The following is an 18,116-nucleotide window of genomic DNA, read 5'->3' as shown; positions in this document are numbered from 1 at the left end:
TCCCCCCAGTAACTTAGCCTTGGAAGAAGGAGTAAAAAATGGCGGTCATGGACATCAAACCGGCCACTATCACAAAGATGTTGCTCAAGCGACCGCGATAGGCCTTGAGTGCCGGTACTTTGTAAACGGCATACATAGGCATCAGATAGAGAATGGCCGCAATCACTGGGCCGCCCAGAGCTTCAATCATCGTCAGGATACTGGGATTGGCAATCGCCGCGCCCCAAACGGTCAGGAACATAAACAGCTGAATACCGCGATTCAGCCCCTTGTCGCTGCAACGCTCTCGAACAAACGGCAACTGTTTGGAGGCAATTCCCTTCAATCCTTCAGTGGCTCCCAGATAGTGGCCGAAGAAAGAGGATACTATGGCCACAAACGCAACAACCGGCCCCACATAACTGATAAATGCACTGTCATGGATATTGGCCAGGTAAGACAAAATCGGCAGGTTGGATGCCTTGGCTTGTGCCAGTTGTGCCGGACTCATGGCCAGAACACAGGAAAACACAAACAACATCACAAACCCCAGCAGCATCATGGCGGTATTACGCAAGATCATATCGGCCTTCTTGGCCGCATTGGCGCCATGTTCCCGCTTTAGCGATACCGCAAACTGGGAAATAGCCGGAGAATGGTTAAAAGAGAAGATCAACACAGGGATGGTGACCCAAACAATACCGAGAAACTCTCCGGCCGATGGAACCTGCATCAAAGCATCCATCTTCCAATCGGGAATGAGATAGAGCGACATAAACAGCAAGATGCCGACCAGAGGATAGACCAGGAACTGGGTCACTTTGAGCATCAACCGCTCACCGGCTACCATCACAGCCATCATACCGGCAATCAAAGCCCCGGACAGTAGCCAACGCGGTAAAGATGCCATCCCCAATTGATGCACCATAAAACTGTCAACCGTATTGGTGATACTCACGCCATAGATCAACACTATCGGATAGATGGCCAAAAAATAGAGCCAGGTAATGGCGCGACCGGCACCAACACCGAAGTACTCCTCGACCACTTGAGTGATATCACTGCCTTCAATCTTCGAGGCACAGACAAAGCGAGACAAGCCCCGGTGAGACAGATAGGTCATGGGACCTATCAAGATGGTCAGCAACAACAGCGGCCAAAAACCACCGAGACCGGCATTCATAGGCAAAAACAGGATCCCGGCACCCACTGCAGTGCCAAACAGACTCAACATCCAAGTAGTGTCCTGGGCCGTCCAGGATAGTGAGCCAGACACTTGTCCCTTTTCCGGGGCCGTGGGGGGCAGTACAGCGTCTTGAACCTGCGTACCTGTGATCTCTTGTTGCATAAGGATTACCTTAACTTCGGCTGAAATTGGCGGCAAGCATAGCCAATCGCCCGGCAAAGAAATTGATCTGAACCGCCATTCACGGCACTGAATTTGGGCTCTGAGTCATAACTGGGATCCAGATCTGCCTTTTGCTGTAATAAAATTTCAATTAGGCAACAAATTAATTCCACCCTGCAAAGCCGCGGAAACAAAGGTGCTACCTTGAATGCCAGCCGGTAAAGCATCAAGTTTGCGGAGAAAAAAGACAACAGAGATCACCAGCACGTTCGTGAGAAAAATATGACATAACTCAGCAAGGCCGAATTAAAACCCGACAGCGATCACCATCTAAATTGTAATTTTATTAACAAACCGGCAGCAGGCAAAAAAATGCCGCTCATCGAGATGAGCGGCATTGAAGCAGAATGAATAGTGCTTAACGCTCGAGCGTCAGTTCTATCTTGGATACGGTTGCCGCATCAATATCCGCTTCTTTGAACAGCAAGGGGCGGAAACGTTTCTCACTGGAGTAGAGCGCGGTCTGATCGGCAAATTCGGGACGCAGAATATTGCTGGTCTCTGAGTAGGTCAGTATCCCTCTCGCCTCCGGGCCCTCATCGGTAAAGCTCACCGCCATCATCCAACTGGAGCCATAACGAATCTGATAGCCTTTGGCGCTCAGACCTGAATCCAGCGCTTTGCCGCTCAGTACATCGGTTGCCGGAGCGTAAGAGTGCTGTGGGATCAGAGTGTCGTCACCACTGGTTCTGGTGGAAAATACGTTGAAACCACCCTCGGCATGATGACTACCGGGCCAGGGCAAACGCACGCCACTGGCGCTGCCATCCGGCAATGAACGCTCGACAAACTGCACACTGCCAAGAGGCGCATCGACGGCAAAACCGGCCGCTTCCAGGTTGAGCGCGGCATGCGCCAGCGCGGTGAGCGCCGAACCGTCAGAACTCAGCCCTGTGGGAGTGGTCGCCGGCTGCAGATAATCAAAGCCTTGGGTCAACATGGTTTTGTCATTGAACAGATGGGCGAACTCCCGAAGCAAAGCGCCGCCTTTACTGTCGTTGTCCTGATGACCATTCCAGGCCTTGAGCGCCGCGCAGGCAGCGCTGATATCCTTGGCAAGGGTACCGACCATTACAGGTTCACTGCCCTTGGCTTCACACTGGGCAATCAGATCATCCAAAACCATTTCGGCCAGATAGCTGCGGTTGTTGAGCACTGCCGCCTCCAATTCATCCAGGTTGAACTTACCATCACTACCGGCGGCATCACCAAGCAGCTTGAGTCCCATGCGGGTTCTCATGCTCAGTTGACCACGCTCCGGGCCATACATGGGAGAAAAATACTCCAGCGGCTCGGCCGGGTTGGTAGACCAGAAGGAGTTATTGGAGTTTTGCACAAAATCTGTGCGTTCCAACTTGGGTGCCCGCTCGAAAGGCGTGGGGCCAGCGAAAGCGAACAGTGAGGTATTGCCCGGCAATATGGTAAAGCCCGCCTGCGCCTTGGCCGCCTTGATCTCAGGGGAAGTCTTCAGCAATACCACAGCCGCCTCGGATAATCCCGGCACGGTAGAGTCATCGATATAGAAGGCGTTGCCTTCCCTGTCGGCATACATGGTGTTATTGAAGATCATGCCGTCATAGTCTTTAAATGCCTGCACAAACTCCTGTTTGTTGGCAGCCATATTCATCGCCAGCCAGTGATCCACGGGATCCAGGGTCGCCATGTTGGCATCCTGCAACATAAAGGCCTGACCATCATCCCAGCCAAAAGGTGCCTGGGTCGCAGGCGCTTCGACTATAGGTCCTTTGGGAGTGGTATAGATATTTTTTTCGGCTACCAGCATACCCGCCGGACCGGCATTGACCAGCACCTGCACGGTTTCCTTGCTGATAGGCATAGGCTCACCGTCAAACAGATACTGCATCCGGTCGCCGGAAACCAGCTCCAGGTTATAGACCACAAAATGTTCGGCGGTGGAGAAGGTATGAGTCCAGGCGAGATCTTTGTTGAAACCAATATTGATTGGGCCCGGCATGCCGACCAGCGAGCCGCCCATCACATCCAGGTGTCCGGGAATGGTGGCATGGGACTGCCAGAATCTCAGGTTACCCGTATGCGGGAAGTGCGGGTTCCCCAGCACCATGCCCTTGCCGTTTTCTGTCTTGTCTTTGCCAAGGCCCCAACCGTTGGAGCCCAGTTCACCCGGGTTGGTCTCCGGGGTTGAAATATTGGCGGCTCTGGCAATCAGCTTGCTGTTGATGTCATTGACAAAAGCTGTCTGGGCGGCAGAGGCCGGAGCCGGGCCGACTATTCGCGGCAGATATTCATCACCATCACCCGGATTGGCGTAAAAGATCAGATCCAGGAAGTTGGCCGCCCCCGGTAACAGGGCGATTGAAAACAGGTAGGTCACCACATCTTCAGCTTCAATAGGCTTGACCCAGGGTTGCCCGGCACAGAAGGGCTCGGCCTGTTGCTTGCCTTCGGCCACATCGCTCAAATACCGGTTGTAGCCGGCGACAAACCCGCTGATCAGTGCCCGGGAGTTTTCACTGAATTCTGGCCATTTGGCCTCGGCTTGAGCTCTGACCTTGAGCGCCTTGTAGGCAAAGTCGGAGATCAGATTGCCATTGTCTTCCCGGGCCGGGATCCCTGTGGTGAAGTCCAGGCTGGCATGGGGGCCGAAATACATGGAACGCTCTGAGTTGGCCTTAACAAAACCATCGGCCAGGATGCACAGATTGTCCTGCGCCTGCACATAGCCGTTACCGAATCCCAGGCTTTCCAAATTGTCAGCTTGAATATGAGGTACACCGAAACTGGTGCGACGCAAGCTGACCGAGAGCTTACCATCCGGTGCAAATGCCTGCAGTGTGTTGTCGACCGGAGGCGGGTTATGATCATTATCGTCATCCGAACAGCCAACGAGTACCAGGGTGCCTGCCAGCCCCATGGCGTACATGAGTTTGTTGAATTTCATTATAATTATCTCTTTTTTAATGCCATTTATCCGACAAGGCCCAGCCCCTTGAACAATACAACTCCCCAAAGTCATGCGGGTTTGTCGTGGCGCCTATGTCGTGTCCCTCGGTGCACCTTGCGTTGTGATTTATGGCGCGTCACAATGACGCCCAATTCAAGGTCGCACCTCCGACCATTTAAACAATGATTCAAACACCCGTCTACATTAAAGATCTATCAAACAAACAAATATGAAACAAAAACAGTTGCAGATAGTGGTGGGTTCTACCAACCCGGTGAAAATCAAAGCCGCCGAGAATGCGGTTCGCGCCCTGCATCCCGACGCCGAGATCCACTGCCACGCCATGAAGGCGCCATCCGGTGTCGCGGAGCAACCCATGACAGATGCCGATACCCGCCAGGGAGCCATCAACAGGGTGGAATGGTGCAAGGCGAATGCAGATGCCGATTACTATCTGGCAATGGAAGGTGGGGTGGATGATTTCCCCCAGGGGCCAGCCACCTTTGCCTATGTGGTTATAGCCACCAAAGAACGCCTCTGCGTCGGCCGCAGTGCTCACCTGCCCCTGCCGCCCAAGGTTTATGCCGCGCTCAAGGCCGGTGAAGAACTGGGAGATGTGATGGATTCGCTGTTCAATACCATCAATGTCAAACAGGCAGGTGGCGCCATAGGGCTCTTGACCCAGGGGCATGCTACTCGCGAGAGTATTTATCGCTCGGCCTTGCTGCTCGCATCGGCGCCACTGCGTTACCCGGAGCTTTACTGATACCAGCAACCGCTGTTATTAATAACGGCGGTGTTGTTGACCGCCCCACTTCAATCTTTCCCAAGCGACCTGTGTAAATGCGAGACGATGACCAAACCCAGCTGTTGCAAATAGATACAGACTGAGCTAAGTTGAATTCAGAATTAGTTGCTTTACGCAACCATTTTATCATTTGCGAGGTAATTCCTTAGATGTCCCTCAGTACAAAACCGTTAAGTTTGGGCTCATCCAAGCCTGATGTTAAAGAGCCGAGCTCTCACCAGGAACCATCTCAGGATGAACTGGCCCAGGTCAGTCCTGTACTCAGACAACTGTCACGTCACTTGGTACGGCAACTGGGTATGTTGTCCGGCGCCTGTGGGCAACTGCCACTGACCCCGGTGCAGGCACACACACTGCTGGAGCTGGGACAGCAAGATCTCAGTATCAAGGAGCTGGGAAACCTGCTCAATATCGATAAATCCAATGCCAGTCGTGCCGTCAGTCATCTGGTCAAGAAACAACTCGTGCAAACCAAGGCTAATCCCAGGGACAATCGCTGTCTGCAGGTCAGCCTGACTCCGGCCGGGCATAGGATGCTGCAACAATTGGATAACCAACAGGATAACCAATTTGCTGACATTCTTGCCCAGCTGGCACCAAGCGAGGTGACCCAACTAGAAGCCAGCCTGCGCTGCTACAATAAGGCGATTACCAAGGCCAAGAGTCAACAAGGGGTAATAATCCGGCCACTGCAGGCGGCAGACGATGCCGAGTTAGCCGCCGTGATACGCGCAGTATCGGCCGAATATGGCCTGACACCCGATAAGGGTTATAGTGTAGCCGACCCGACCCTGGATCACCTGAGTCGCCAATATACTCAGCCAGGAAGCCAATATTGGATAATTGAAAAACAGCAGCAACTGCTCGGCGGTGCCGGTATCGCCCCCTTACCCGGCGAAGATGGCGTGTGTGAGTTGCAGAAAATGTACTTTATGCCCGCACTACGAGGCCTGGGGCTCTCCCGCCGTTTGGCACTGCAATGTCTCAGCTTTGCCCGCCAGCAGGGATATAAGGCCTGCTATCTGGAAACTACCCAACTGTTGCCACAAGCGCTCGGCCTCTACGCCAGCCTGGGCTTTACCACCTTACCCAAGCCCCTTGGCAATACCGGCCACAGCGCCTGCGAAATCCCTATGTTGTTGACACTTTAGCGGATTCAGCTGCCTAAGCGCTCTTTAATGGCCAGGGTAATAATGCTGGCGCCAAAACCATTGGCGTCGGCCCAGTCGACTATGGTCTTGCCGTCAGCTTCCACCACTTCCAATTCGGTTTTTGACAAGCGCTTGGCGATAAACTCGCCGGTATCTTCGGCGTTGCTGTGATAGGCAGTGCGCAGCAGGCTTTCGCCGTCACAGGAAAGTCCTGAATAGATATTACGCAGCTTCACTCGATTTTCTTTCAATTTCTTACGCAGGCGATTTTTGTCGTTGGACTTGACGTAATCACAGATACTGGCAGCCAACAGATCTTCGGCTTTAGCAGTTGAAGGGGATGACACTGAAGATACAGCAATCAGTGCAGCAATGGCCACGGGCAACAGACGCATCTGACACTCCTTTTTGTAATTGTTATTAAAGCCAAGAGTCCCCGGCAGACTTGTCTGCCGGGGACTCTTGGGCATAAGGATCGCTTCGTGGCCGGTGCCACTCACGTTTCAGGGTTCAAAAGTCTGCTCAAATTTAACATTTTCTAATCATATTAATAAAGCGAAAACCCAATCCATTTACACCGCGACCACTTTCCTCGTAAACTTGCTGCCAGCTGCCATCGTTCCATTCAGGAAAGCGAGTGTCCCCTTCCACTTGCAAGTCTATCTCTGTCAGATACAGCTTATCGGCCTGAGGCAGGATTTCCCGGTAGAGCTGACCACCACCTATCACCACCAGTTCTTCGCAGTTTCCTGCCGCTTCCACAGCCTCTTTAAAGGAAGAAACCCGGGTCACACCTTCCGGTGCATAATCGCTCTGGCGGCTGATCACTATGTTGTGGCGTCCGGGCAGAGGACGACCTATAGATTCAAAGGTCTTACGTCCCATCACCACCGGCTTTCCCAGGGTCATCTGCTTAAAATGGCGCAGATCTTCCGGCAGGTGCCAGGGCATTTGGTTATCTTTGCCTATGACTCTGTCATGGGCCATGGCGGCAATCATGGCGATGCGCATATACGCTCCTTGTTATTATTGGATTAAATTACCGGGCGGGTACGGAAATACAGCAGGCTGGGCATGGCCAGACCGACAGATAAAGCCCCGAGAATGAACACGGTTTTCAGGCCATTGGTAACCACCTGCTCCCATAGCTCGGTACTGAGTTGTGACTGAGCGGTCAATTGCACCAAGGCAATCACAGTGTTGTAGGCATAGGAACCCGGGATCATAGGGATAATTGCCGCCACGGCATACAACAGCGGCGGTGCCAGATGACGCTTGGCAAAGGCGATGGTTACCATGCCTATGATGCCGGCAGCGGCAAAGGTGGCCCACTCTATCGGCAAGCCAAACTGCAACATCAAGGTCCGAGAGCTGTGGCCTATGGCCCCGGCCAGGGCACAATAAAGCAGATAACGCCTGGGAACATTAAACAGCATGGCAAAGCCCATGGCGGGAATCGCCGAGAAAAAGGCGTCATTCAGCAGTAACAACAGAGTGTCCATCACAGGAAGATACCCCCAAGCTGCATAGCGATGGTAATACCTATCACTGAGGAAACTGTCATCAGGGTCGCCTGCCCCCAGCGGGAGATCCCTACATTCATATGGCCTTTAACCATATCCGATATCGAGTTGATCATCGGAAAGCCGGGAACCAGCATCAGCACAGAGGCCGCCATCGTCAGCTCAGGGGTTTGGGTCACAGGATAGAGATACCCCAGTTGAGCCACCAAGCTGGTGACAAAGGCGGTCACGGCAAAATTCACCAACACATTGAAGTGACGTTGCGCCATAGCCAGGCGCACAAACATGCCGATCACAGAGGCAAAGAAGGTGATAAAGCATGCGGCCAGATCGCCACCGAAAAGATGACAAAAACTGCCGCAGGAAAGACCTATCATTGGGATAAGCAGCCACTTGGGATAGGTTTTGGGTTGCAGTCTGGCAAGGCGTTTGCGGACTTCATTGGGGCCATAGAGGCCTTTTTCGGCCAGCAGGCAAATACGCTGCAGCTCGCACACCACTGTCATATTGATGCCGTGCTCGCGAATGCGCCGGGTAGTGGTAATACAACGACCGGAAACCAAGCTGGTGAGCACCAGTGAATTGGATGAGATGGATAGCTCGACACTGGCCAAGCCAAGTGCCCGGCCAAGACGCTGACTGATCTCTTCAACCAGTTCAGATTCAGCGCCATAGGCCAGCAATAGCTGAGCAACCCGGACAACCTGCCGGGTGATATCGTTTTGGGTATCAGCGTACACAGGTGTTCAGACTCGCTCAGATATTATCTTTGGTAAATAACCTCAACATCGTAATCATCGTCGTCGAAGTCATCGTCGAACTCATCATCATAGTCTTCGTTGAGGTCTTCCAGGCTATCCTGGTGGTAGTTATCCCACTTGAACTCGACACCGGCGTCAGGATCTTGCTGTTGCTCTTCCGCCGGTAGACTACTGATAAAGTCATAGAGCTTTTCAGCCAGTTCCTTGGTGCCTTCACGGGTATAAGCCGAGATGGTGTAAACATCCCCTTCCCAGCCCATCTCCTTGACTATACTGTCGACTCTTTCCTGAAGCTCTTCTTCCAGCAGCAGATCTGTCTTGTTGAACACCAGCCAACGTGGCTTGGAAGCCAGCTTGGGCGAGTATTTCTCAAGCTCAGCGACAATCGCCTTGGCCGCTTCTGCAGGACTTGAACCATCAATAGGCTCAATATCCAGGATATGCAGCAATACACGACAACGCTCAAGGTGTTTGAGGAAGCGAATACCTAAACCGGCACCTTCGGCAGCACCTTCAATCAACCCTGGAATATCCGCCACCACAAAGCTCTGCCCTGGGCGAGGATTTACCACACCGAGATTAGGCACCAGGGTGGTAAAGGGATAATCGGCTACTTTCGGTGTCGCGCGGGAAACCGCCCGAATAAAGGTCGACTTACCGGCATTTGGCATGCCAAGCAAACCCACATCCGCCAGTAGCATCAGCTCAAGGCGCAAGCTGCGCACTTCACCGGGAGTCCCCAAGGTCTTTTGTCTGGGGGCGCGGTTAACACTGCTCTTGAAACGAGTATTACCAAGACCGTGGAAACCACCTTTGGCCACCAACAGCTTCTGACCATGCTGGGTCAGATCACCGAGCACCTCATCGGTTTCTTCATCAACCGCCCGGGTTCCCACTGGCACCTTAAGCACCAAGTCCTGACCACCTTTACCGGTACAGTCGCGGCCTCGGCCGTTTTCACCGCGCTCAGCCATATGGAAACGCTCAAAACGGTAGTCAATCAGGGTGTTGAGGTTTTCATCCGCTTGCAGATAAACGCTGCCGCCGTCGCCACCATCGCCACCGTCTGGACCACCATCCGGCACGTACTTTTCACGTCTGAAGCTGACGCAGCCACTGCCACCATCTCCAGCTTCAACTCTGATCACTGCCTCATCGACAAACTTCATACATACTCCTGGCACCACGGAATGAGGCAATTATACTGCCTAACCCTGCAAGGCGCCAAAAAACAGAAACTATGGCTCTCGCCCAAAACAAAAGCCCCACCAATGGCGGGGCTCAAAGCAATTCTGGTTTGAAGATTAATCTTCGATGCTAACGAACTTACGGTTGTTAGGACCTTTAACTTCAAACTTAACTTTGCCGTCAGTCAGGGCAAACAGAGTATGGTCACGACCGATACCTACGTTAACACCTGCGTGGAACTTAGTACCACGTTGACGAACAATGATGTTACCAGCCAGAACTGATTCGCCGCCGAAGCGCTTTACACCAAGACGTTTGCTTTCTGAATCGCGGCCGTTACGAGTAGAACCGCCAGCTTTTTTGTGTGCCATGAGTCAGACTCCTATTAAGCGTTGATAGCAGTGATTTTAACTTCAGTGAACCACTGACGGTGGCCCATTTTCTTCTCGTGGTGCTTACGACGGTTGAACTTTTGGATAGTTACCTTTTCACCACGGCCATGGCTAACAACTGTAGCCACAACTTTACCGCCTGCTACCAGAGGGGTACCCACCTGGACGTTTTCACCATCAGCGATCAGCAGAACTTGATCGAATTCGATAGTTTCACCAGTGGCAACTTCAATTTTTTCCAAACGAACAGTATGGCCTTCAGCAACACGGTGTTGCTTACCACCACTTTGAAAAACAGCGTACATAGCTATTTTACTCCGAAATTCTTAACACGCCGGCTCATCTCTATGAGGCTGGGTGCTACAAAAACTTTAATGACAATGGGCGCGGAGTTTACGCGAATAATCCCTTACAGGCAAGCCCTAATTGAAGCTCAAGAAAAAAAGACCGGATTAACTCGCACATTGCTCCCTCTGCTACTGTCTTGTTCATTAATTTTAGGTAAACTTCGGTCTATTACAATACTTAAGCTTATCGGGAGCTGCCGATTCGGCGTTCCTTCATACCTAGAGTCTACTATGGATTTAACTGCTATCCGTCAGCTGGCTGACGCCGACATGCAAGCCGTCAATCAACTGATCTACAAACAACTCGAATCTGATGTTGCCCTGATCAATCAATTGGGGTTCTACATCATCAACGGTGGCGGCAAACGTATGCGGCCGTTACTGTCGATTCTGGCAGCAAGATCACTCGACTATAGTGGTGAAGCACACCTGAAGCTGGCCGCTATCATAGAGTTTATTCATACCGCTTCACTGCTCCACGACGATGTGGTGGATGAATCCACTCTGCGCCGTGGACGGGAGACAGCCAATGCCCTGTTTGGCAACAGCGCCAGCGTGCTGGTCGGCGACTTTCTTTATACCCGCTCTTTCCAGATGATGACAGAGTTGGAGTCGATGAAAGTACTGCAGGTTCTGGCCAACACCACCAACGTACTGGCCGAGGGTGAAGTGCTGCAGTTGATGAACTGCAACGATCCGGATACCACTGAAGCCAGCTATATGCGGGTTATTTATTGCAAGACCGCCAAACTGTTTGAAGCTGCAACCCGTCTGGCCGGTGTGCTGGCCGGTTGCGACAGCGAAATGGAAACGGCGCTGGCCGACTACGGCAAATACCTGGGCACCGCCTTCCAGTTGACTGATGACCTGCTGGACTACACAGCGGACGCAGAAGAACTGGGCAAGAACATAGGTGACGACCTCGCCGAAGGTAAACCCACTTTGCCGCTGATCTACGCCATCGCCCACGGTACAGAGCCACAGCGACAGATGATCCGCCAGGCGATTGAACAAGGTGATGGCACTGAGCATATCGAAGAGATCATCAATGCACTCAACACCTGTGGCGCACTGGAATATACCCAGCAAAGGGCCTATGAAGAAGCCGATAAGGCCGTAGCGGCCCTTTCGGTACTGCCAGAGTCCGACTACAAGCTGGCGCTGGTAAGCCTGGCTAAAATCGCCGTAGCCCGCAGTCACTGATAGACTAAAGACGACGATTTAAAGTCCATCAGTTAAATTTGTCGTTTAGCCCAAGTAAAAAAAAGGAGCGCTCAAAGCGCTCCTTTTGATTTATGGTGTGTTATTTATGGTGTGATTACTGCTCAAACACCAAATTGTCGTCGCGATAGTCCACCTTGATCGGTTGACCTGGCAATAACTCGCCTCTAAGCAGCTTTTGCGCCAGTGGGTTTTCCACCTCTTGCTGCAGTGCCCGCTTCAGCGGCCTTGCGCCATACACAGGGTCGAACCCGGCTCTGGCAATAAAGCTCAGCGCGGCATCTGTGATCTCCAGCTCGAACTCTTTCTCCAGCAAACGTTGGCGCAGCGATTCGACCTGAATCGCGGCAATACTCTTGATATGCTCGCTCTCCAGCGGGTGGAATACCACGGTTTCATCGATCCGGTTGAGGAACTCGGGTCGGAAGTGGTGCTGCACCACATTCATCACCTGAGCCTTCATCTCATCGTAACTCTGGTGGCTGAACTGCTCCTGGATAATGTCGGAACCCAGGTTCGAGGTCATAATCACCACGGCGTTACGGAAGTCGACCGTACGACCCTGACCATCGGTCAGGCGGCCATCATCCAGTACCTGCAGCAGTATGTTGAACACATCCGGGTGTGCCTTTTCCACCTCATCGAGCAAGATCACCGAGTAGGGACGGCGGCGCACCGCTTCGGTAAGGTAACCCCCTTCCTCATAACCCACATAGCCCGGAGGCGCCCCAACCAACCTGGAGACAGAGTGTTTCTCCATAAATTCGGACATATCTATCCGCACCATGGCGCTCTCTGTGTCGAACAGGAACTTGGCCAGCGACTTACACAGCTCGGTCTTACCTACCCCGGTTGGGCCAAGGAACAGGAAGGAGCCTATGGGCCGGTTAGGATCGGCCAGACCCGCGCGGCTACGACGAATGGCGTTGGCCACGGCATCGACCGCCTCATCCTGGCCTATCACCCGCTCATGCAATGCATCTTCCATATGCAGCAGTTTTTCCCGCTCACCTTCGAGCATCTTGGAAACCGGGATCCCGGTCGCCTTGGAAAGTACCTCGGCAATTTCAACATCCGTGACCTTGTTACGCAGCAAGGTCATATCCTGCATCTCGGCCTGAGACGCCAGATCCAGCTGTTTCTCCAGCTCTGGGATGCGGCCGTATTGCAGCTCTGACATCCGGGTCAAATCACCGGCGCGGCGTGCCACTTCCATATCCAGTCTGGCTTGCTCCAGATCAGCCTTGATATGCTGAGTGCCCGCCAGTGCGGCTTTTTCTGTGTGCCAAATTTCGTTGAGTTCAGCCGCTTTCTGCTCCACCTCCACCAGCTCGCTGCGCAGATGTTCAAGACGCTTACGACTGGCCTCATCGTTTTCCTTCGCCAACGCCTGCTCTTCCAGCTTAAGCTGAATGATACGGCGCTCGAGGCGATCCAGCGGCTCCGGCTTGGAGTCTATCTGCATCCGGATGCTGGAAGCGGCTTCGTCGATAAGGTCGATGGCCTTGTCCGGCAACTTACGATCAGACACATAACGGTGAGACATAGTCGCCGCCGCCACAATCGCCGGATCGGTAATTTCCACATGGTGATGCAGCTCGTAGCGCTCTTTCAGGCCACGCAAAATGGCGATGGTATCCTCGACGCTGGGCTCATCCACCAGGACTTTCTGGAAGCGCCGCTCCAGTGCCGCATCCTTTTCAATATACTGACGATACTCGTCCAAAGTTGTGGCACCGACGCAGTGTAGCTCACCGCGGGCCAGTGCCGGCTTGAGCATATTACCCGCATCCATGGCGCCATCGGATTTACCCGCGCCCACCATAGTATGCAGCTCGTCGATAAAGAGGATCACCTGCCCCTCTTCCTGAGCCAGCTCGTTGAGCACAGCCTTGAGTCTTTCTTCAAACTCACCACGGTATTTGGCACCGGCCACCAAAGCACCGAGATCCAGCGACAATACCCGTTTGTTTTTGATGCCTTCGGGCACCTCGCCGTTGACGATACGCTGCGCCAGCCCCTCGACAATGGCGGTCTTACCCACACCGGGCTCACCAATAAGCACAGGGTTGTTCTTGCTGCGACGCTGCAACACCTGCACTGTGCGGCGAATTTCATCGTCACGGCCAATAACTGGATCCAGTTTGCCTTGCTCGGCACGCTCGGTCAGATCTATGGTGTATTTTTTTAGCGCCTGGCGCTGATCCTCAGCATTGGGATCGTCTACCTTCTGGCCGCCACGCACGGCTTCGATGGTTTTCTCCATCAGCTCTTTGGTCGCACCGGCCTGCTTGAGGCACTGTGCTAGGGTGTCATTACCTTCCAGTGCCGCCAGAATAAACAGCTCACTGGAGATATATTTGTCTTTGCGCTTCTGTGCCAGCTTGTCACACAGATTCAGCAAACGTATCAGCGCCTGGGATAACTGGACATCACCGCCAGTGCCTTCAACCTGAGGCAAGCGCTCCAGTTCCTGGCTTACCAGGGAACGCAGAGTGCTGACCTGAATACCGGCTTGGGTCAACAGCGGATGAATTGAACCGCCATCCTGATTTAACAAAGCCATCATCAGATGGACAGGTTCTATGAACTGATGGTCACGGCCAAGAGCCAGAGATTGGGCATCCGAGATAGCAAGCTGAAATTTATTGGTCATACGATCGAGTCGCATACAGCCTCCTGAAACTCTCAAAATAAGGTATTACTTTGTTAGCTTAAATATGAGGATGCTTTAACCAATTTCAAGTCAGACGAATCAAATAACCACTCAATCAGTGAGCCAAATCAGCGAGGCCATGCGGCCGGTACGGCCGTCGCGACGGTAGGAAAAATAATCTTTGTTGCTATAGGTACAGGCATCCAAGGCATATATCTGCCGGACACCCGCCTGCTGCAATCTGAGCCTGGCAAGCCCCTGCAGATCGCCGAGAAACTTATCCCCCTTGGCCACAAAGCAGTTGTCGGCCTCGGGGTCTTTATTGCAAAAAGCGGCACGTACTTCACCGCCCACTTCGAAGGCCGTTTTGCCTATTGCCGGCCCAAGACAGGCGATAAGCTCAGAGCCGGGGCGAAAACGGGCAATTCCCGCTTCGATGACGCCATTACACAGGCCACGCCAGCCGGCGTGCAGCGCCGCCACCTGGGTGCCTGCACTGTCACACAGAAGCACGGGCAGGCAGTCGGCGGTCATCACCACAGCCACATGCGCCTTGCTATCGCTATAGCTGCCATCGGCAATCCTTTGGGAGTCACGCGCCAGGTCGACCACCTCTGTGCCATGCACCTGCTCCAGCCATGCCGGCTCGCTGGGCAGAACCAGCCGCTTTACCAGCAGAGCACGGTTGGCCTGCACAGATGCGGAAATGTCTCCCACATGCAGCCCCAGATTCAGACTGTCGAACGGCGGCAGGCTGACACCACCATGACGCTGAGTCATGGCGATTCTGACATTGGCCGGCAGCGGCCAGTGACAGCCGTACATGTTACAGATACTCCGGCGGATGCTCTTCGGTGTCTTTACGCAGCGCCTTGGTCAGCTCGACCATATCCTCGGGGATAGGTGCTTGCCAACTCATCAGCTCACAGGTGATGGGGTGCACCAACTCCAGTCGTACCGCATGCAGCGCCTGACGCTTGAAGTTTTTCAGCACTTCGAAAAAGGCTTCACTGGCGGCCTTGGGTGGTTTGGGACGACCGCCATAGACAGGATCGCCCACCAACACGTGACCTATATGAGCCATATGCACCCGGATCTGGTGAGTCCGGCCACTTTCCAGCCTCAAGCGCAAGCGGGTGTGGGCGCGGAATTTTTCCGCCACACGATAGTGGGTCACCGCCGGCTTACCGCTGTGGTGCACCGCCATATGAGTACGCTTGGTAGGGTGACGCCCGATAGGCTCATCCACTGTACCACCTGCTGTCATGGTGCCCAGCACTATGGCTTCATACTCTCGGGTAATGTCGCGCGCCTGCAGCGCCGCCACCAGATGAGTCTGGGCCTCAACCGTCTTGGCCACCACCATCAGGCCTGTGGTGTCCTTATCGAGACGATGGACAATACCGGCCCTTGGCACATGTTCTATCTCGGGGCAATGATGCAGCAGGGCATTCATCAAAGTGCCGTCACTGTTACCGGCACCGGGATGCACCACTAAACCCGCCTGCTTGTTGATCACCAATATATGGTCATCTTCATAGACGATATTCAGATCGATAGCCTGAGCCTCGGCGTGCACCTCTTCTTCCAGAGTGGCGTGAACCTCTATCTCCTGAGATTCCAACACCTTCTCTCTGGGCTTGTTTACCACAGTACCATCAACGGACACTTTGCCATCGAGGATCCATTCCTTGATCCTGGTACGGGAGTAATCGGGGAACAACTCGGCCAAAGCCTGATCCAATCTCAGACCTGTTTGGGTTGCTGATATCTCGCTTTTTAGATTAATCTCTTGCGTCATAGGAACCGTCCCCAGTTAATGGGGTCAAAAACTGTGTACTTTCTGGTACACTCGGAATCGGCCATTTTATCGTGAAATGGAAAAATTCTTAACTACAACTTACTCAAGAATCGAATTCAAGTATGCATAATATTGCCAAAGGCGCTGCCATAGCCTTTTTTTCGCTGGCCATTGTGGCCTGTAGCAGCAAACCGGAAGACGACTTAATTACCAGCAAACAGTCTCCGGACGTTCTCTACTCCCAGGCCCGCACCTCTATGGAGCTGGGTAACTATACCAAGGCTGTGCGTTCACTGGAGGCATTGGATTCCCGCTTCCCCTTTGGCCCACACAAAACTCAGGTTCAGTTGGATCTGATTTATGCCTACTATAAGTTGGATGATACCCCGTCGGCAGTCGCCAACATCGACAGATTTATCCGCCTCAACCCTACCCACCCGGATATAGACTATGTCTACTATATGCGTGGACTGGTGAATATGCAGGCCGACAACTACCTGTTCCATGACATGCTCAATATAGACAGAAGCGACAGGGATCCTCAGTTTGCCCTCGATGCCTTCAAGGACTTCGAGCGCCTGCTCAAGACCTATCCCAACAGCAAGTATGCGGCCGACGCCCAGAAAAGAATGCAGCACCTGAAGAATCGTCTGGCGCTGTATTCGGTTAAAGTGGCCGAATACTATCTGAAGATGAATGCCTGGAGCGCTGCCGCCATCAGGGCTCAGTCGGTGATGGAAACCTATCCCGGCACGCCATCGACAGAGCGCGCGCTCGAGATCATGGCCACCGCTTATGGTGAGCTGGGTCAGGAACAATTAAAACAGCACGTACTCACTGTCATGCGTGCCAACTATCCGGGGAACGACCTCCTCAAGAATTAATCCCTTAACGCCCTACTTTACCGTGGGGCGTTTTGTTTCCAGAAGAAGATAAAACCAGCCTGCCCTTAAACCTCGAAATCCCGGCTTTACAGCCTGAGTTTTCGATTGGTCTAATTTACCCCTAGCCCAGCAATGACGCGGCTTTCGTTCAAAAGCTAAGCAATATGCGCCTTTTCGAGTAAAACTTGCTCAAACACGCGTTATTTTGAAATATTTCTCAGAAAAGAGTTGACTCAAAACCGTAAAAGTCTTTTAATGCACGCCGTCGCCCGAATAGCTCAGTTGGTAGAGCAGCGGATTGAAAATCCGCGTGTCCCTGGTTCGATTCCGGGTTCGGGCACCACCTTCAACTTTAAGGTGCTCAGGCGACTGAGAAAATTGCAAGGCAGTACAGTGCAGGTGTGGTGGAATTGGTAGACACGCCAGCTTCAGGTGCTGGTGCCCTCACGGGCGTGGAAGTTCAAGTCTTCTCACCTGTACCACTTTGCAATAATAGTTAGCTGTACGTTAGACTCTAACTGTGCAGGTGTGGTGGAATTGGTAGACACGCCAGCTTCAGGTGCTGGTGCCCTCACGGGCGTGGAAGTTCAAGTCTTCTCACCTGTACCAATTAACACATGAAAGAGTCGAAATGAAAACAGTGCAGGTGTGGTGGAATTGGTAGACACGCCAGCTTCAGGTGCTGGTGCCCTCACGGGCGTGGAAGTTCAAGTCTTCTCACCTGTACCAATCATTTAAACCTCGCAATGCGAGGTTTTTTTGTGCCTCAAATTTGGTTCATCGCGGATCTCCGGGGAACGCCTCTCTGACTTTCAGAAAGAAGTATTCGGTATCCCGGTAGCCATAGCCCATTCGCTTCAGCAGTTTGATTTTGTTGTTCATCCCTTCTAGTCGGCAGGTGTGCAACGGATGAACCGCTGAAGCAACTATGCCATGAAGATAGTTCTTAAGACGCTGGCCAAATTGGAGTAACGGCCTGATACCGCTCTCTCTGACTTGTTGCCACCAGAGGTTCCATTGAGCCATGGCTTCGGCTTCATCTGTGCAGTACCACATCTCCTTGAGTTGCTCCCT

17 protein-coding genes and 4 tRNA genes are annotated in these 18,116 nt (G+C 53.0%); 8 read left to right on the top strand and 13 right to left on the bottom strand.

What is annotated here, in order from left to right:
• Window positions 1-13: 13 nt before the first annotated feature.
• Both RC73_RS01950 and RC73_RS01945 read right to left on the bottom strand, forming a co-directional pair.
• Window positions 14-1,327 (bottom strand): aromatic amino acid transport family protein, encoded by a 1,314-nt coding sequence (locus tag RC73_RS01950; protein ID WP_039033058.1) that lies wholly within the window; start codon window positions 1,325-1,327, stop codon window positions 14-16.
• A gap of 418 nt (window positions 1,328-1,745) precedes the next feature.
• The gene (locus RC73_RS01945) at window positions 1,746-4,307 is read right to left on the bottom strand and encodes an acylase (protein ID WP_039033057.1); all 2,562 of its coding nucleotides are present in this window, start codon (window positions 4,305-4,307) and stop codon (window positions 1,746-1,748) included.
• A gap of 232 nt (window positions 4,308-4,539) precedes the next feature.
• Here RC73_RS01945 and yjjX point away from each other — a divergent pair, with 232 nt between their 5' ends.
• Window positions 4,540-5,076 carry an inosine/xanthosine triphosphatase gene (yjjX, locus tag RC73_RS01940; RefSeq protein ID WP_039033056.1) on the top strand — a complete coding sequence of 179 codons (537 nt, stop codon included), beginning with the start codon at window positions 4,540-4,542 and terminating at the stop codon, window positions 5,074-5,076.
• Window positions 5,077-5,267: 191 nt separating this feature from the next.
• On the top strand, window positions 5,268-6,269 hold the full coding sequence (locus RC73_RS20000) for a bifunctional helix-turn-helix transcriptional regulator/GNAT family N-acetyltransferase (protein WP_082014221.1): 1,002 nt from the start codon (window positions 5,268-5,270) through the stop codon (window positions 6,267-6,269).
• Window positions 6,270-6,274: 5 nt separating this feature from the next.
• Here RC73_RS20000 and RC73_RS01930 read toward each other — a convergent pair whose 3' ends face one another.
• The 7 genes from RC73_RS01930 to rplU form a co-directional block, all read right to left on the bottom strand.
• Window positions 6,275-6,664: a DUF3718 domain-containing protein gene (locus tag RC73_RS01930; RefSeq protein WP_039033055.1), complete on the bottom strand. Its 390-nt coding sequence runs from the start codon at window positions 6,662-6,664 to the stop codon at window positions 6,275-6,277.
• 133 nt (window positions 6,665-6,797) lie between these two features.
• Window positions 6,798-7,280, bottom strand: a complete 483-nt coding sequence (gene folA, locus RC73_RS01925; RefSeq protein ID WP_039033054.1) for a type 3 dihydrofolate reductase — start codon at window positions 7,278-7,280, stop codon at window positions 6,798-6,800.
• Window positions 7,281-7,303: 23 nt separating this feature from the next.
• The gene (locus RC73_RS01920; RefSeq protein ID WP_174840187.1) at window positions 7,304-7,771 is read right to left on the bottom strand and encodes a threonine/serine exporter family protein; all 468 of its coding nucleotides are present in this window, start codon (window positions 7,769-7,771) and stop codon (window positions 7,304-7,306) included.
• Entirely contained in the window at window positions 7,771-8,532 is a 762-nt protein-coding gene (locus RC73_RS01915; protein ID WP_039033053.1) for a threonine/serine exporter family protein, read from the bottom strand. Before RC73_RS01915 ends, RC73_RS01920 begins: the two co-directional genes overlap by 1 nt.
• Window positions 8,533-8,555: 23 nt before the next feature.
• The gene (cgtA, locus tag RC73_RS01910) at window positions 8,556-9,722 is read right to left on the bottom strand and encodes an Obg family GTPase CgtA (RefSeq protein ID WP_039033052.1); all 1,167 of its coding nucleotides are present in this window, start codon (window positions 9,720-9,722) and stop codon (window positions 8,556-8,558) included.
• 135 nt (window positions 9,723-9,857) lie between these two features.
• On the bottom strand, window positions 9,858-10,112 hold the full coding sequence (gene rpmA, locus RC73_RS01905) for a 50S ribosomal protein L27 (RefSeq protein WP_011760936.1): 255 nt from the start codon (window positions 10,110-10,112) through the stop codon (window positions 9,858-9,860).
• A 14-nt stretch (window positions 10,113-10,126) separates the two neighbouring features.
• Complete coding sequence (gene rplU, locus RC73_RS01900; RefSeq protein ID WP_025012063.1) at window positions 10,127-10,438, bottom strand: 50S ribosomal protein L21; 312 nt, start codon at window positions 10,436-10,438, stop codon at window positions 10,127-10,129.
• Between the two features lie 273 nt (window positions 10,439-10,711).
• Between rplU and ispB the strand changes: the two genes are divergently transcribed.
• On the top strand, window positions 10,712-11,683 hold the full coding sequence (gene ispB / locus RC73_RS01895; protein ID WP_039033051.1) for an octaprenyl diphosphate synthase: 972 nt from the start codon (window positions 10,712-10,714) through the stop codon (window positions 11,681-11,683).
• A 115-nt stretch (window positions 11,684-11,798) separates the two neighbouring features.
• On the opposite strand, the gene clpB is transcribed toward ispB, so the two are convergent.
• From clpB to rluD, 3 genes are all read right to left on the bottom strand, one after another.
• Entirely contained in the window at window positions 11,799-14,372 is a 2,574-nt protein-coding gene (gene clpB, locus RC73_RS01890; protein WP_039033050.1) for an ATP-dependent chaperone ClpB, read from the bottom strand.
• A 96-nt stretch (window positions 14,373-14,468) separates the two neighbouring features.
• The gene (gene pgeF / locus RC73_RS01885; protein WP_039033049.1) at window positions 14,469-15,182 is read right to left on the bottom strand and encodes a peptidoglycan editing factor PgeF; all 714 of its coding nucleotides are present in this window, start codon (window positions 15,180-15,182) and stop codon (window positions 14,469-14,471) included.
• A gap of 1 nt (window position 15,183) precedes the next feature.
• The gene (rluD, locus tag RC73_RS01880; RefSeq protein ID WP_039033048.1) at window positions 15,184-16,158 is read right to left on the bottom strand and encodes a 23S rRNA pseudouridine(1911/1915/1917) synthase RluD; all 975 of its coding nucleotides are present in this window, start codon (window positions 16,156-16,158) and stop codon (window positions 15,184-15,186) included.
• A 122-nt stretch (window positions 16,159-16,280) separates the two neighbouring features.
• On the opposite strand from rluD, the gene RC73_RS01875 reads away from it, so the two are divergent.
• The 5 genes from RC73_RS01875 to RC73_RS01855 all read left to right on the top strand — a co-directional run bounded on the left by RC73_RS01875 (window position 16,281) and on the right by RC73_RS01855 (window position 17,771).
• Window positions 16,281-17,042, top strand: a complete 762-nt coding sequence (locus RC73_RS01875) for an outer membrane protein assembly factor BamD (RefSeq protein ID WP_039033047.1) — start codon at window positions 16,281-16,283, stop codon at window positions 17,040-17,042.
• Window positions 17,043-17,309: 267 nt separating this feature from the next.
• A tRNA-Phe gene (locus RC73_RS01870) sits at window positions 17,310-17,385 on the top strand.
• Window positions 17,386-17,437: 52 nt separating this feature from the next.
• Window positions 17,438-17,524: transfer RNA gene (locus tag RC73_RS01865), tRNA-Leu, on the top strand.
• Between the two features lie 40 nt (window positions 17,525-17,564).
• Window positions 17,565-17,651, top strand: a tRNA-Leu gene (locus RC73_RS01860).
• A 33-nt stretch (window positions 17,652-17,684) separates the two neighbouring features.
• Window positions 17,685-17,771, top strand: a tRNA-Leu gene (locus RC73_RS01855).
• Window positions 17,772-17,819: 48 nt separating this feature from the next.
• Here RC73_RS01855 and RC73_RS01850 read toward each other — a convergent pair.
• A partial coding sequence (locus tag RC73_RS01850) for a transposase (RefSeq protein ID WP_039033046.1) occupies window positions 17,820-18,116 on the bottom strand: 297 nt, incomplete at its 5' end.

It is taken from the genome of Shewanella sp. ECSMB14102, from assembly GCF_000813075.1.
Lineage (GTDB): Bacteria > Pseudomonadota > Gammaproteobacteria > Enterobacterales > Shewanellaceae > Shewanella > Shewanella indica.
The sequence above is the reverse complement of the archived record's forward strand: the minus strand, read 5'-3'. Positions and strand labels throughout refer to the sequence as shown.

Coding starts and splice junctions, on each gene's coding strand:
- RC73_RS01950 (WP_039033058.1), bottom strand. CDS start 1,327: ATGCAACAAGAGATCACAGGTACGCAGGTTCAAGACGCTGTACTGCCC.
- RC73_RS01945 (WP_039033057.1), bottom strand. CDS start 4,307: ATGAAATTCAACAAACTCATGTACGCCATGGGGCTGGCAGGCACCCTG.
- yjjX (WP_039033056.1), top strand. CDS start 4,540: ATGAAACAAAAACAGTTGCAGATAGTGGTGGGTTCTACCAACCCGGTG.
- RC73_RS20000 (WP_082014221.1), top strand. CDS start 5,268: ATGTCCCTCAGTACAAAACCGTTAAGTTTGGGCTCATCCAAGCCTGAT.
- RC73_RS01930 (WP_039033055.1), bottom strand. CDS start 6,664: ATGCGTCTGTTGCCCGTGGCCATTGCTGCACTGATTGCTGTATCTTCA.
- folA (WP_039033054.1), bottom strand. CDS start 7,280: ATGCGCATCGCCATGATTGCCGCCATGGCCCATGACAGAGTCATAGGC.
- RC73_RS01920 (WP_174840187.1), bottom strand. CDS start 7,771: ATGGACACTCTGTTGTTACTGCTGAATGACGCCTTTTTCTCGGCGATT.
- cgtA (WP_039033052.1), bottom strand. CDS start 9,722: ATGAAGTTTGTCGATGAGGCAGTGATCAGAGTTGAAGCTGGAGATGGT.
- rpmA (WP_011760936.1), bottom strand. CDS start 10,112: ATGGCACACAAAAAAGCTGGCGGTTCTACTCGTAACGGCCGCGATTCA.
- rplU (WP_025012063.1), bottom strand. CDS start 10,438: ATGTACGCTGTTTTTCAAAGTGGTGGTAAGCAACACCGTGTTGCTGAA.
- ispB (WP_039033051.1), top strand. CDS start 10,712: ATGGATTTAACTGCTATCCGTCAGCTGGCTGACGCCGACATGCAAGCC.
- clpB (WP_039033050.1), bottom strand. CDS start 14,372: ATGCGACTCGATCGTATGACCAATAAATTTCAGCTTGCTATCTCGGAT.
- pgeF (WP_039033049.1), bottom strand. CDS start 15,182: ATGTACGGCTGTCACTGGCCGCTGCCGGCCAATGTCAGAATCGCCATG.
- rluD (WP_039033048.1), bottom strand. CDS start 16,158: ATGACGCAAGAGATTAATCTAAAAAGCGAGATATCAGCAACCCAAACA.
- RC73_RS01875 (WP_039033047.1), top strand. CDS start 16,281: ATGCATAATATTGCCAAAGGCGCTGCCATAGCCTTTTTTTCGCTGGCC.